Below are 14,630 nucleotides of genomic sequence, written 5' to 3' on the forward strand. Positions count from 1 at the left end.
TTATTGTGACTTATTATTTGTTTTCAGAAGGGGGCCGGAAGAGAGGGCTTCTGATCCGACTTTTTGAAAATAAGCGATCAATTCCTCATTCATTTTTTTTGCCAGTTCCGGCATTTCGGGGGAAAGATCATGCACTTCGCCTATGTCATTTTCAAGATCATATAATTCAAGTTTATTTGTCTTCCATATTTTCACCAGCTTGTATCTGCCGTCAATTATTGAAGAATGTTTATACGCATTATTGTAGCGATGAAAAAAGAATGCATCCTCTTTACGAATGATCTTATCACCGGTCCTATTGTGCAGCACGGGCTTTATGCTTCCCCCGTCCAGGAACTCCGGAAGTGCCTTTATACCTCCGGCCAGATCCCCAATTGTGGGCAGGAGATCAAATCCCGCAACAGGAACGTTGGAAACCGTTCCCTGCTTTATATGGGGCCCGCAAACAATAAAGGGCACCCGGATGCCTCCTTCATACAATACCCATTTTCCCCCTCTTAAGGGGTAGTTTCCCATTTTTTTGCCAAATGAGGCCGGGGGATTCATTTTGTCCTTAACCGGCGGAGGTGGTATAAAATCCACACCGCCATTATCCGCCATAAAAATAATATAGGTATTGTTGTCGATCCCCAGCTCTTTTAGTTTATCCATTATCCGTCCAATGCCCTTGTCTAATTCATACAGCATCGCCGCAAAGCCGGCATTATTATGAATTTCGCCTTTCTTCTTTTGGGAAAACTTTTGAAAAGCTTCTTTCCCTGCCTGTATGTCCACATGCGTGGCATAATAAGACAGTTGCAGGAAGAACGGATGCCCACTGCTGTTTTGTCTCTTTACAAAATCCAATGCGCGGTCGGTAAGGGAAACCGTTTTCTTGGGATCATCATTCAAATAGACGTCCGTCCATTTTTTGCCTTTATCTACCATCACATCCCCGTTCCTGTTCCCTGTATCCCCGTCGCTTTCATCATACCCTATATCCTCCGGGGTTATTGCCGCCCGCAGGTCCCATTTACCAAAGTGTGCCGACCGGTACCGGGGATCGATCGATTTCAATACCCCCGGTATCGTAAGCCATTGATCCCGGTGCGCCGCATACTTTTCTTTAAAGGTTAGGTCACCCAGGCGAGCGGGTGTTTGGCCAAATTGAATGCCTCTTCGTGAGGGGCAGCAAATGGCAGCCGGTGCATAGGCATTTGTGAACCGCATCCCTTTCGCCACAAGCCGGTCCATACAGGGCGTTTCATAAAAATCGCTTCCGGACGAACTATATCGACTGTCCATCCGGTAGGAATGGGAGGTCCAACCCAGATCATCAGCCAGGATAAAAATAAAATTGGGCGGTTTATCGTTTGCCATCAGGTTGTTGCGTCCAAAAAAAAGCACCTGAAACAGGCCTGCCACCATTATTAAGATTATTCTTTTGCTCATCGCCTGGTATTTTTGATTTCCCATACTTTAAAATTTCTGTACCTGAAAGAAGACCATCGCATCTGCCGGAAACCGATCTTACCCGATTGGTAGGCCGGACCATAGGTTGCGGTGTCATCCCGGTAATCGATAATTTTCCTGTTGTCAACATACAACAGGATCCGCGCCCCCTGTTTGATCAAGCGCAATTTGTGTATCCTTAATGACTGCGCAGGGATACCGGGTGCCCCTTCCTGCAGTAGGGCGAACATCGGGTCCTTTCTCAGGTTGGATCCCACCCGTGCGGGATTCCTGGGATTATTTGCGTAATAGGAAATATGATAACAATTGATCTGCCCTTTATTGTAATACTTAAATGTTCCATCTCTTTCCGGCAATGAGGGGTCGAAAATATCTTTTCCGTTGCTTCCTCTTGCAGCAAAAAACACGATAATCAGTCCCGCTGTCGTATCCAGGTTTTGCATTTCCCATTCAGCTATAAACGAACCGGGAAATTCTACCGGGCACCAGAACACATGATCCCATTGCTTCCCCGGCGAAAACAGCTGCATCCAGCCATTTTTTATCCGGAACGTTCCAGGTCCTTCCATAACCCAGTCTTTCAGTCTTTCCTGATTTTCAAACCCGTTCTGGTAAATCAGTCTGCCTTTGTGTGATGTACTATCATGAACCTGGGCCTGAGCTTTGGATAATCCACCCGTGCTGATCGTCAATACGGATAAAATGACTAACGTCCGAATTTTCATGGCTCTTTCCGTTTTAATTCTATTATCTCAGACGCAGCAAGCAGAAATGCGCCGGTCCCATAGGCTTCGGTGGTGTTCTGATCGAAATTTTTCTTTGGGTCTTTCCCGATCGGTTGCACCCAACCGAACTTCCCGTCATCCCCCAACAGGTCATTTAAACCCTTCCACGCTTTTTTCACAACCGGCCCGAACGTGCGCTCATCCAAAATATGATTGTTGATCCCCCAGGCCAATGCGTAACAGATCAACCCGGTACCGCTGCCTTCGCCTCCCGGGTAGGCCGCCGGATCAAGAAGGCTTGTTCTCCACAAACCATCTTCCTGCTGCAATGTCTTCAAACTGCCTGCCATTTTGTAAAAAATGTTCAGATAATACTTCCGGTTGCTGTAACCGGGTGGCATTTCCCCCAAAAGACGGGCAAGTCCTGCAATAACCCATCCATTTCCCCTGCCCCAAAATATGCGTTTCCCATTTGCCTCGCTTGATACATTCCCCTGTTCATCCGGCAGGTAAGTTGCATCCCGGGCAAACAGCCCCTGCCCGCTGTTAAAAAGCCGGTTATAGCTTTGAGCATATAAACGATCGCAGAATTCCAGATATGCACGGTCCTTTAAGACCTTTGCCAGTTTTGCTAAAACAGGAGGTGCCATAAATAAAGCATCGCACCACCACCAGGTGATCCCATGCTTTGAGATCTCGGTACCCGGCACCGACCTCAGCTTCCTGATGGTATCTATTGTTGGCCGGATCATGGCGCTGTCCTTAAAGATCCGGAACAGGTCTGTGTATAGCTGGCTGATGGCTATATCATCTGCGTGATCATATCGCCGGGAGGGCTGCCAGCCATTTCGTTTTCCGACGGCTACCAATGAATCAAGCAGGGGCTGGAAACCGGTACGCTGATAAGCTGCCATCACACCGGCGTAAAACGTGGCATTGGTCCAGGTATTTTCCGGTTTGCCATTGGGCGATTTAAACTGCCAGTCCGCGGCCCTGATCATACTGGCCCTGATGTATGCCGGATCAAATAAATCCGGCGACGACGACGCAGGGAGCAGCGGACCGGGCGGGAGATCACCGGCTTCTGTTAAGCGAGGGGTCCCGTTTATGGTTTCAATCAATCTGGAGCTGTTCGGCAACCTGCCTTTTATTGCATTCCCTTTGAGGGAGCGCTGATCTCCGTATGCCTCAAAAGCGGTTCCTGCAGCACTATTCGACACGGATAAACCAGGCGCATGATCCGTGGAAAGGTCTGCCTCCACCACCCAGCCCTCAATGGCCAGACGAAGCCGCCCGTTGATCAATCCGGAATCTGTAATTTGTGATACAGACGCATTTTCCCCGATCTTCATAACAGAAAGGAACCTGATCTTGCTCGATTTCTTTTTATTGGTTGCCGAAGCATGCCACTGCGACTGGCTGAACTCCTGTCCGATTTCCGGCTTGTCCGGATGCCTCCAGTTCTTTGCGGGTACCGAAAACGTATCGCTAAGATCCCATTGCAGCGGAGCCGAAGCCCAAAGCTTTCCAACACCATGAATCTTCCCGACCACGGTGGAGTAACTATCGGTGTTCCTGTCCACTTTCATACTGTCGATACTATGAAGCAGCCAAGACCAATTCACCTGCTCCCTTGCTTCCAGCTCGTCGTAAACAATGATGATGTCTGGTTTCAACAACAGTAAATGCCGGTAAAACTTTTGAACGCCCAGATCCGATTTTGTCTGATCACTTCTGTATGCTCCCGATGCATCCCCTTTCGCATAAGCCAACCGTTCACCCTGCAAAAACCGGAGTATTCTTCCGCCAGCCTCAATACTAAGCGGCTGCCCTTTTCCGTCGACCAGGATACCGTTGGCACTTTTGGTTTGCTGGTACCAGCCCGTCCGGTGCGGATCTTTCATAGAAATTTTAAAACCGGTCCGGTAAAACATCCGGTTTCCACCATAAATGATATTAAATGTATTCTGATCCGCTAATATATGCCCATAAGCTCCGAAAGGACTCGCGCGCAAAAAAACAGCCAGGTTATCCGGAGTCGATGAAGGATTTGTATGCATGGAAACAACGCCGGTGCCTTCGAATAAGCGGGCCATTGGCAAATGTATTTCTTTAGCCTCCGGAAGCGGCCAGTTACGGGTTCGGGTAAGCCGGAACCATCGAAGTCCCGGCTCCATTTGGAGGTTAATCGAATCCGATCGCACACATTTGTTCACGTACCAAAGCGCTTTAGGGTCCTGAAGCCATTTTGCCAGCTCGTTTGCAAAGGCAACGTATGGAGCATTGGGTTTCTGCGCGGCCTGCTGCTCCGCATCCTCGTCTTTTTCTGCATTATTCATTGTATAATGGTAAAACAACTGCAGGCTCAACGTTTCGTTGTTATCACCATACCCGTCGGTGAATGAGGAAGGAGGCAAATTATAAATCAACCAGTCGGGCTGATTTGCATACCAGGGATGCGCTTTTATGAAATCGAACCCGGTATACATTTTTATGGTCATGGGAATATCCAGCAACGTTTCAATATTCATCCGAAAATAGGCAGCACCTTCCGCCCATCCCCCATCCAGCCCGCCCAATACGGGCGCCCGTGCCAGGAAGAGCTCGTATGCATAGGTCAGCCAGCGCGCAGACTCCGGATCATTTTTGTCATAAATAGCTACGCAGGTCTGAAAAAAATAATGAAGGATATGTTGCCATACATGACCGCTCAAAACTTTGGCTTCAATATTATTCACCCAGCTCTTATAGAAATGGGCGGCTCTGGCTTTAGCGGCGTTTATTAACAGCTTTCGTTCTTCACCGGTAAGCAGCTCATAAAAGGTATCATACCCTAAAGCAATCGACAACATACACCGGGCATCTGCAAAATCATTCAAATGCGTAATACCCCCGGGGTCCCAGGACGCTACTTTCAAAACGATCTCCCGGCCTCTTACTGCAAATCGTTTATCATTGGTTAACAGATAGGCCTGGCAAAGATTTGTAACCATATTCCTGACCGTATGCCCCAATGCATTTACCGCATCCAATGCAATTTTTTCGCTTTGTTCTGCGGTCTCCCCTGCTTGCTTTTCTACAATGGCATCCCGTTCGTCGGGAATGGCAAGCTGTAAATCACGTTCTGCATCGGCAATGATGATACGGGCCTCAGGATCTGAAGCCAGTGCCTTCAGCGCATTTCTACCCAATTGCCCGGGTAATACACGCGGATGCGGCTGTGGGATTGCCTTAAGGAATCCTGAAGCACCCGGTGATACCATCGCCAGTGCTGAGGGTTTTACGGTAAAATTGAATGTATCGGACCATTTTTCGCCTGAGACCCTGTACTGCCAGTACCAGGTGCCGGGCGCCAGCCGCCGGTGGGGGTTATACATTGCCCAGGAGCTTCCTTCGGCTCCAAATACATTCCGCCCCTTAAAAAGAGCATTATCAGCAAGCCGCACATCATATTTAACCGTTTTTCCTTTATGAACCGGCCATCTCAAAACCGGAGCATTAAATGCTACATCCCGTTGATCCGGCACTGGTTTATCCAAAAAGACGGTATAATACGGGGCGGACGGGGGCGCCTGTTCCTGTTGGGCACGGCTGTTGTACGCTCCCAGGATAAACAGAAAAACAAGCATCCAACGCTGTACCCGGCCTGACAATATCGAAAAATAAGATACCGTTAAATTCATTTAAATTAATTGATGATTTTAATATTCTTAGAACAAAGCCCAACGTCCGGCGTCTTTTTTCCCGTATACAACGTATGTTCAGCAGATGGCTGACCACCGGAACGGAATCGTATACCGGTCTGATGTATCCCGAATGACTGATGTAAACAATCGCTTATTTCACAGCCAGGAACCAAACAACCATACCCTACACAGAAATATCATTTCCCGCCGGCATATTTGTTTATATCCTGTCCAAAAAACCGAACATTCTGTATATAAGACCCTGTTTCATGTATATGCCCCTAGTGGGAAAGAAAAAAAATTCCTCCTGCTAAAATCGGCTTGTTCAAAAAGCCCGGTCACGGGGAGACAAAAAAATACCGCTACGGTTTTTTGCCAGGAAAAGCCGGACATCTGTCTCAGGCTTTCTCACCAAAACAGCGACAGATATATAATAAAAAAATTCAGCTTCTTTTCAAACTGTACCTTAAGAGCTGTTTAAACAGCCTTTTGATGCTCCTTATAAGCGCCATCCGACGCGTTGTTATCCTTAAAGCCGCGCTTTAGCACGGCTTTAAGGAGACAGTGCTCCCACTTCTTGCGCTGGGCTGCGGCGGGGCAATGCGCAGATGCAGACCTGGCAGTTCCGTTGCCTGCCTGCTGTGCTGCGGTTAAGTGACGGCTCCGCACAGGCCGGGAGGCCTGCTCGAGATGCTGGGTACGGATCATCATGCCCCGAGCCCACGGCTCTCTGTTGTTCTTTTGGACGTATAAACGGGTTGAAACCCGTTCTTGCCGGATCTTCCGAGGCCATGCCTCTTTTGCCAAAATGATCGTTGAACCCTGTATGTTACAGATGGCGGTTACAGCGAAGTAATAAGAGCGGGTATCTTTTTGTGACGGATAAGGATGCTCCTTATAAGCGCCATCCGACGCGTTGTTATCCTTAAAGCCGCGCTTTAGCACGGCTTTAAGGAGGCCGTAATTTCATAAGTGCCATCGGCACGGATCATTATGCCCCGAGCCCATGGCTCTCTGTTGCTCTTTTGGGCTTATAAACGGGTTGAAACCCGTTCTTGCCGGATCTTCTGGGGCCATGCCTCTTTTGCTAAAATGATCGTTGAACCCTGTATGTTACAGATGGCGGTTACAGCGAAGCCGTAAGTAGCGGCGATAAAAAGCCCGTACCTTTTTTGTGACGATAAGGATTCTTCTGGATCGTTTTTAAACAGCTTCTAAAAACGGTCATATTTATTTTTCTGCGCGTGTTTATTAATCCGCTTCAAAGTCCAGGGAAATTGAATTCATGCAATATCGCTTGTGCGTGGGTGGCGGTCCGTCATCAAAAATATGGCCCAGATGCGAATGACAGCGCCCGCATTCTACTTCAATACGGTGCATTTGGTACGCGTTATCGTCCTTATATACGACACTATTTGACCGGGCCGGCTCAAAAAAACTGGGCCAGCCGCAGGTACTGGCAAATTTAGCGTTTGAACGAAAAAGCCTGTTTCCGCAAACAGCGCAATAATACGTTCCTTTAACATTGCTGTTCCAATATTTACCGGTGAATGCTGCTTCGGTAGCTTGCTCCCTCGCTACGGCATACAATTGCGGGTCCAGGAGCTTTTTCCATTCTTTATCACTTACCCGGAGCTGCGTAGTATCCGTCCGGGAATAATAAGGATTTTTCTGCTGCACGGCGCGGCCGGATTGAGCACCACAACTACCGCAGACCATTGTAATAAAAAATAACCAGATCATTATCGCTTTCATATTTGTTCTTTTTTATCGTTTATTTCTTCTTTAACCGGTCCTTAAAAACCGCCCGGAATTTATTGCGCTTTGGCTGTATCACCATCTGGCAGTAAGGAAGATTTTTGTTATTTGTGTAGTAGTCCTGGTGGTAATCCTCCGCTTTATAAAAAACCGAAAAGGGCTTTACTTCCGTAACAATACGACTGGGGTATACCTTTTCCTCATTGAGCCGTTTTATATAATAGGTCGCCAATGTACGCTGCATCGGGTTGTGATAAAAGATGGCGGAGCGATACTGCGTGCCCACATCATTCCCCTGCCGGTTCAGCTGCGTGGGATCGTGCGCTACGAAGAAAGCTGCTAAAAGGGCGTCGAAAGAGATCTTCCGGGGATCGTAAACAATATTACAGGCTTCTGCATGACCGGTGGTACCGGTAGACACCAACTCATAATCCGGACCGGCCACATGCCCGCCGGTATACCCGGATGTAACAGCAATCACCCCCTCCAGTTGTTTGAACTGTTCCTCCACACACCAGAAACATCCGGCGGCAAAAGTAGCCGTATCGGTTGCGGCTGTTTCCTCACTGCCGGCACCGGATTTTTCGTTCCTTCCCGTCATTGTCATGAATATTTTTGAATCCTGCACCTGCTGCTGACCGCAGGATGGAAGGGCTGCTATTGTGAACAAAAGTGCCACACAGCTTGCTGAGCCCTTTCCTTTCAGCGTATTTAGAATATTCATTTCATTTAATTTATAGTTCGCTGTATAGTGCGTCCTCAGCTGCCAGTAGCAGGGGAGCGCTGATACGCTGTTTAAAATCCGGATTGATGTATTCGAAACGGATCACTCCTTTCCGGTCCAGGATAAAAACAGATGGAACCGGCAACAGGAGTTCTTTATTTTTGCCACCGGTGCTTTTTGAAAGCATTCCAGTGTACTGCTGCGGGGCCTTGTAAGCGATACCAAATCTAATGGCAGCACTTACAGTGGCATCGGATAATAACAGGTAATCCAACTTCCCGGTAGAAGATCAGCACCGTTGGCTTTTCGGCCATGATCTTATTCAGATCAACCAACATCCCTTCCTTATCCGGAAGCATTATTTTATTGAAGGGTTACCTTGATCATGCCGGTGATTGCCGGTAATGTGTTGAACGCATTCGGATTGGGCACCGCCTGGATGGCCTTAGTTTCCTGTAAAGGAGTGCCTGCCAGGTTTGCCTGGGTTACGCCAGCCCCGGGGTATTGACTCACTGCGGTACCATTATCAAACAGGCCAACCGATGCGGATACATCGCCTTTTTGTGTAGCATTGATATCGTTCCCGGTGGTGGCAAAGAACCAGTCGTTTGAGAACCCGTACATAGTCGCGATCGCGATCCTGTCGCCCGGCACCACGGATAACTGTTGTGTTACTTTGCCGCCCGCTGCACCATTGATCCCCGGCAGCAACACGGTGCTGGCCGCATCTTTAAGCACATATACATTTTTTACGCCTGATTTGGTTTTCAATGCTGCGGCAAGTATATCCGCATTCCCCATTTGCGCAAGCTGCTTTAAACCTTCACCACGGTCGTTCTCTCCCGTTTTATAAAAAGGGTTTACTGCGCCATTGTATACCACAACCAACACTGGGGACAAGGGTGTAAAAATCCCTGTGTTCTGTGTAAGATATTGATTCAACAGGGTATTATCGCCCATTTCCGCAATATTGGTCAGGCCGTTCACAGAAGGCTTGCCAGCCGAATAAACCGGCTCCGGCAACAGCAGGTTACCACCCGCTACATAGGAGATCGCCCATACCCCGGGACTAAAAGGCGTTTCATTGGCCGTTCCTCCTGAAGTATTTTTTATCGTAATGGTAAATTGGGAATTACCCTCATAGGTCAGCAAAGCCTGCATCAGTTGTGATGCCGCCAGGTACGCATGACCGTAATCATCCATGCCGTTTACCTCTTTAATATTTTTAACACCCGCTTCTGCAGTGCCAGGATGCATCACCGCTGCCCCCGGGACCTGGTTCACCCGGGTTCCGTTATCCCAGAGCTTTACCTGTGCAGACACATCTCCTGTAACCGGGGTCCCATCATCATTATACAATTTAATCCCCGGGTTTGCCGGAGCAAAGAACAGGTCATTACTCCATCCATACATAGTAGCAAACGTGAGCCGTTGATTTTTGGCCGCATAAAACGAAAAGGAAACCGATTGCCCGGGCAGGATCACCGGAGGCGTGCCACTCCCTTTAAATGTGCCGGACTCCACCAGCGGTTTACTGTCCAGTACATTTTCAATAGTAATCGTGTTTGACTGAACCTGTGGCATCTCCTTATCCCTGCTGCAGGATGTTATAAAAACGGCCAGGAATACCGGGGCCATGAAGCGGATCATGTTCTTTTTCATATCTGATTGATTTTAGACTACAAAAGAACAGCGACAAGTTCCCATAGGAGTAACAGAACTATAACAAAAGTATCACAACGGCATTTTGATCTGTTTTTTACAGAAATTTGTACCCGGCAACAGAGCAATATGCAAAAAGTACTGATCATAGAAGACGACCCGGAGATCATCGAACTGCTCGGGATCCATTTAAAGGACCTTGGCTGCGAGGTCACCGCTGTTCCTAACGGGCAGGAGGGATTAGAGACCGCAAAGGGCGCCAGCTTTAACCTGATCATCCTGGACCTTATGCTGCCGGGACTTAATGGCATGGAGGTATGCCGGAGGCTCCGGCTAACCGACCGGCATACTCCTGTCCTGATGTTGACCGCCCGGTCCGAAGAAATTGACAAGGTAATGGGACTGGAAACCGGCGCCGACGATTATCTCACCAAACCCTTCAGCATCCGGGAATTTATCGCCCGTGTAAAAGTCATTTTCAGAAGAAATGAAGACGGCCCGCCATCTGAGCGCACCCCTACATCCTCCGTACTCCGGTTTGACGTGCTGGAAATTGACCTGGATAAACGGAGGGTCACCTTAAACCAGCTTCGTGTTGACCTCTCCCCGAAAGAATTTGAACTGCTGGTGCTACTGGCTTCCAACCCTGGTAAGAGTTATAGCCGCAAGCGGCTGCTGAACCTGGTATGGGGTTATGATTTTGAGGGATACGAGCATACCGTAAACAGCCATATCAACCGCCTGCGGGGCAAGATAGAACCCGACCTTTCTGCACCCAAATACATTTTAACCACCTGGGGCGTAGGCTACCGGTTTAATGAAGAACTATAATGACAAAAGCAACATCCATAAAAGGCAATTTGCTGTTCTGGAAGATCGCCGCTGTATTTACCATTGTTTTGGCAATGCTTGGTCTCGTATTTATACTCATTGCTTCCCGGTTCTCCAGCACCTACTACACAGCGGCACACCAGCAGCTATATGGCGATATAGCCCAACACTTAGCCACGTTTACACAGCCCATTAAAAACGGGAAACCAGATACCGCGGTAACACATGACATTATCCATTCCACCATGGTAGCCAACCCCAGCGTGGAGGTATACCTGCTTGATACATCCGGTAATATCACCGACTTTGTGGTACCTGATACCACCGTGCAGATACGCCGGGTAAATATGGCTGTTGTAAAAAAATGGCTTTCCGCAAAAACCGGGGAGCGCCCCATGGGCGATAATCCCAAGCAGCCCGGTGAGCCGGCTATCTTTTCCGTTGCGCCCATTACAGAAAACGGCCGTCTTGCCGGTTATGTATATGCCGTACTGGCCAGCGAAAAACAACGTGAGGTGCTGGCAGCGCTGAACAGTCATTTGTATGTTCGCCTGAGTGCCTCCATTTTTTTCGCCGCCCTGGTTGTGGCACTGATCGTAGGACTGGTTACGTTTTTTTTGATCACCCGCAGCATCCGGAAAACAGCTGCCGTAGTGCAACGTTTTAAAGAAGGCGATTATTCGGCCCGTATTGAAGGTACCGTTAAAGGTGAGCTGGGCATGCTTAGTGCCACCTTTAATGACATGGCCGACGTTATTGTAAGCAATATCGATCAGATAACTGCTACTGATAAATTCCGGCAGGAGCTCATTGCCAACGTATCGCATGATCTGCGTACCCCTCTTTCCATTATGCAGGGCTACATCGAAACCCTGACCATGAAGAAAAACGAACTCTCCGGTGTTGATAAAGAACGCTACCTTTCGGTAATTCATGCCAGCGCCCAAAAATTATCAGCGCTGGTAGAGCAGCTTTTTCAATATGCAAAACTGGAAGCCAATCTTGTTACCCCGGAGAAAGAGCCATTTTTAGTTAATGAGCTTGCATCTGATATTTTAATGGCCTACCAGCTAAAAGCAACAGAACGCTCCATCCTTCTCGACCTGGATGCGGACCGCAACCTTCCACGCGTTTTTGCAGATATCGCTCTTACTGAGCGGGTGTTTCAAAACCTGCTGGACAATGCATTTAAATTTACCCCCGATGGCGGAAGCATCCGGATCATACTGTCTGCAGTAACCTCCGGTGTAAGCGTGCAGATAGTGGACACCGGTATCGGTATTGCGCCGGAAGACCAGGCCTATGTATTTGAACGCTATAAACAATTTGACAAAGAGGCGCCTCCCAAAAAAGGGATGGGAATCGGACTGGCGATCGTAAAAAAAATACTGGAACTGCATCATACCACTATTGCTGTAGCCAGCGAACCGGGCAAAGGAAGCGACTTCCGGTTTATCATTCCTGCATGACACCCCCAGCAATGCATTACATGAATAGCCGCGATATTCATACCCCAAATCCGTTTTGTATTCAAGAGCGCTGCGATGGCTGAGGACCGCATCCGGTATCCGTGCAACAAGATAAAGAACGAGTTACGACGCACTATTTTTTAATTTTCATCGTCGATTTAAGTTAAAAAGCGGAATTTTGCGTTTATAAATACAGGTTAATAAAAGGTTTAGTGGAAATTCATAATAAAAGAAAATATCTTGGTTTTTTAAAGTTCAAAAGAAATTTTCAAAAATACGGACTGGAAAAAGTTCGCAGCTATGAGCTTATTTTACACTGGTTAAAGAGCCGGTTAAACCGCAACCAGTTCCTCATTCTATCGGGTATTTTAGTAGGCTGTACAGCCGGTCTGGCTGGCGTATTGTTAAAGGCCCTTGTTCATTACATTCATTATTTTATAGTAACCAAGGTACATTTTGAGTACCAGATCCTTTTTTATATCGTTTTTCCTTTTTTAGGTATTGTTCTTACTACGGCAATCGTCCTTACCGTATTCAAAGGACAGGACCGCAAGGGTATTGGAGCTATCTTATATGAAATTGCTCAAAATTCCAGTATTGTTTCCAGCGTAAAAATGTACTCCCAGATCATTCAAAGCGCTATAACAGTGGGACTTGGCGGTTCTGCCGGGCTGGAAAGCCCCATTGCCGTTTCAGGAGCAGCAATCGGATCTAATTATGCGCAAACCTATAAACTGGACTATAAAGAACGTACGCTGTTGCTTGCTGCCGGCGCTACAGCCGGTATTGCATCTGCATTTAATGCACCAATAGCTGGTATTATGTTTGCATTTGAGATACTGCTTACCGGGGTGGTCTTTTCTGATTTTATTCCATTAGTGGTTGCCGCCGTTTGCGGCAGTTTACTTTCCCGGGTTCTATTGCAGGAAGATGTGCTTTTCCGCTTTTATGCCCGGGAGTCGTTTAACTATCATAATATCCCCTACTACCTGGTGCTTGGCTGTATTGCGGGTCTGTATGCACGCTATTTTGTGCTCATTTCCCAAAAAGTGGAGCATTTTATTAAAAGGCGTACCATATCCCGCATGCGGATAGCAATGCTGGGAGGCGCTGCTCTTTCGATGTTGTGTTTATTACTACCTCCTTTATTTGGCGAAGGCTACGATGTTGTAAAAGCGTTTGCAGATGGCAATACCCAGGGGATTATACATAACAGTTTTTTCAGATACTTTGAAACCGGCGAATGGAGCCTTATTCTTTTTTTAGCTCTGATATGCCTGTTAAAAGTTTTTGCCACTTCAATAACTATTTATAGCGGCGGCAATGGCGGTAATTTTGCCCCCTCCCTGTTTGCGGGTGGTACACTTGGGTTTTTATTTGCGATTATCTGCAAGCAAGTCGGTTTTACAGATGTGCCTGTTTCAAATCTTGTTTTGGTAGGTATGGCGGGAGTGATGAGCGGCGTTATGTATGCTCCGCTAACCGCCATTTTCCTAATCGCGGAATCCAGTATGGGGTTTGATTTGTTCATTCCGCTGATGATCGTGTCTGTAATGTCCTATCTTATCGCCCGGTGGTTTTCAGTTGTTCCGCCAGACTTCAGAACACTGGCTGCGGAAGGAAAGATATTTACCCACGAGCATGACAGGAACCTATTGTCGATCCTGCATACGAAAGATCTCATTGACAGCGATTCACAAACGATAAACATTGACAGATCTGTTACCGATCTGCAGGAGATGATAAAACACGGGGAAAAAAATATTTTTGCCATAATTGATGCCCGCAGGCATCTAAAAGGCATACTTACCCTGGACGATATTCGTCCGCTGCTTTTTAATACGAACCTGGGAGATGCCGGTACGGTACAACAACTCATGAAAGCTCCCATAGCGATCGTTCATCCGCAGCAGGCACTGCCCGAAATAATTAAATTATTTGATGATACGGGCGTATGGCATCTGCCGGTGATAAATGACCAGGATGAGTTCATTGGATTTATTTCCAAATCGGCTATTCTTACCAGCTACCGTCAGCTGTTAAAAGAATATTCCGTCTAACGATATATAAAACGAAGGGACACCAACCGGCATATAAGATCCATCTAATTAAAACAACGTGGTTTGCGGCATGACCGGACTTTATTGCAGCGCTCTTAACCCAGGCGGTAATGATAGCTGTTATCATACCGGCAACGATGAAAAGGCGGTGTTGTAGTATTTACATTCAGGCTTACGCAATAAACCCCATTTTTGAATATTGTTTTATATCAGCTGTCCATCATTTTCTTTTCATCAAATTCTTTAATCCGCCTTTTCGTCGC

General features: G+C 47.5%; 10 protein-coding genes. 3 read left to right on the forward strand and 7 right to left on the reverse strand.

Annotated features, from left to right (window positions below):
* The 7 genes from B160_RS0127140 to B160_RS0127180 all read right to left on the reverse strand — a co-directional run bounded on the left by B160_RS0127140 (position 1) and on the right by B160_RS0127180 (position 10,007).
* Entirely contained in the window at positions 1 to 1,431 is a 1,431-nt protein-coding gene (locus B160_RS0127140; RefSeq protein ID WP_169540153.1) for a sulfatase, read from the reverse strand.
* Positions 1,428 to 2,177, reverse strand: coding sequence for a DUF1961 family protein (locus tag B160_RS0127145; protein ID WP_018631124.1), 750 nt, complete (start codon positions 2,175 to 2,177; stop codon positions 1,428 to 1,430). The genes B160_RS0127140 and B160_RS0127145 overlap by 4 nt, the downstream gene beginning before the upstream one ends.
* Complete coding sequence (locus B160_RS31455) at positions 2,174 to 5,860, reverse strand: DUF4962 domain-containing protein (protein WP_018631125.1); 3,687 nt, start codon at positions 5,858 to 5,860, stop codon at positions 2,174 to 2,176. Before B160_RS31455 ends, B160_RS0127145 begins: the two co-directional genes overlap by 4 nt.
* 1,254 nt (positions 5,861 to 7,114) lie before the next feature.
* Positions 7,115 to 7,618: a peptide-methionine (R)-S-oxide reductase MsrB gene (gene msrB / locus B160_RS0127165; protein ID WP_018631128.1), complete on the reverse strand. Its 504-nt coding sequence runs from the start codon at positions 7,616 to 7,618 to the stop codon at positions 7,115 to 7,117.
* Between the two features lie 19 nt (positions 7,619 to 7,637).
* Positions 7,638 to 8,345, reverse strand: a complete 708-nt coding sequence (gene msrA / locus B160_RS0127170; RefSeq protein ID WP_018631129.1) for a peptide-methionine (S)-S-oxide reductase MsrA — start codon at positions 8,343 to 8,345, stop codon at positions 7,638 to 7,640.
* Positions 8,346 to 8,355: 10 nt separating this feature from the next.
* The gene (locus B160_RS30305) at positions 8,356 to 8,619 is read right to left on the reverse strand and encodes a thioredoxin domain-containing protein (protein WP_018631130.1); all 264 of its coding nucleotides are present in this window, start codon (positions 8,617 to 8,619) and stop codon (positions 8,356 to 8,358) included.
* Positions 8,620 to 8,708: 89 nt separating this feature from the next.
* On the reverse strand, positions 8,709 to 10,007 hold the full coding sequence (locus B160_RS0127180; RefSeq protein WP_018631131.1) for a spondin domain-containing protein: 1,299 nt from the start codon (positions 10,005 to 10,007) through the stop codon (positions 8,709 to 8,711).
* A gap of 129 nt (positions 10,008 to 10,136) precedes the next feature.
* Here B160_RS0127180 and B160_RS0127185 point away from each other — a divergent pair, with 129 nt between their 5' ends.
* The 3 genes from B160_RS0127185 to B160_RS0127195 all read left to right on the forward strand — a co-directional run bounded on the left by B160_RS0127185 (position 10,137) and on the right by B160_RS0127195 (position 14,367).
* Entirely contained in the window at positions 10,137 to 10,838 is a 702-nt protein-coding gene (locus tag B160_RS0127185) for a response regulator transcription factor (protein WP_018631132.1), read from the forward strand.
* The gene (locus tag B160_RS0127190; protein ID WP_018631133.1) at positions 10,838 to 12,307 is read left to right on the forward strand and encodes a sensor histidine kinase; all 1,470 of its coding nucleotides are present in this window, start codon (positions 10,838 to 10,840) and stop codon (positions 12,305 to 12,307) included. Before B160_RS0127185 ends, B160_RS0127190 begins: the two co-directional genes overlap by 1 nt.
* 212 nt (positions 12,308 to 12,519) lie before the next feature.
* Entirely contained in the window at positions 12,520 to 14,367 is a 1,848-nt protein-coding gene (locus B160_RS0127195; RefSeq protein ID WP_018631134.1) for a chloride channel protein, read from the forward strand.
* Positions 14,368 to 14,630 lie beyond the last annotated feature (263 nt).

Source organism: Niabella aurantiaca DSM 17617 (assembly GCF_000374125.1).
In the GTDB taxonomy this organism is placed as follows: domain Bacteria; phylum Bacteroidota; class Bacteroidia; order Chitinophagales; family Chitinophagaceae; genus Niabella; species Niabella aurantiaca.

Excerpts from the sequence above, each read along its gene's own strand:
- B160_RS0127140 (WP_169540153.1), bottom strand. The coding sequence starts at position 1,431 with ATGAGCAAAAGAATAATCTTAATAATGGTGGCAGGCCTGTTTCAGGTG.
- B160_RS0127145 (WP_018631124.1), bottom strand. The coding sequence starts at position 2,177 with ATGAAAATTCGGACGTTAGTCATTTTATCCGTATTGACGATCAGCACG.
- B160_RS31455 (WP_018631125.1), bottom strand. The coding sequence starts at position 5,860 with ATGAATTTAACGGTATCTTATTTTTCGATATTGTCAGGCCGGGTACAG.
- msrB (WP_018631128.1), bottom strand. The coding sequence starts at position 7,618 with ATGAAAGCGATAATGATCTGGTTATTTTTTATTACAATGGTCTGCGGT.
- msrA (WP_018631129.1), bottom strand. The coding sequence starts at position 8,345 with ATGAATATTCTAAATACGCTGAAAGGAAAGGGCTCAGCAAGCTGTGTG.
- B160_RS0127180 (WP_018631131.1), bottom strand. The coding sequence starts at position 10,007 with ATGAAAAAGAACATGATCCGCTTCATGGCCCCGGTATTCCTGGCCGTT.
- B160_RS0127185 (WP_018631132.1), top strand. The coding sequence starts at position 10,137 with ATGCAAAAAGTACTGATCATAGAAGACGACCCGGAGATCATCGAACTG.
- B160_RS0127190 (WP_018631133.1), top strand. The coding sequence starts at position 10,838 with ATGACAAAAGCAACATCCATAAAAGGCAATTTGCTGTTCTGGAAGATC.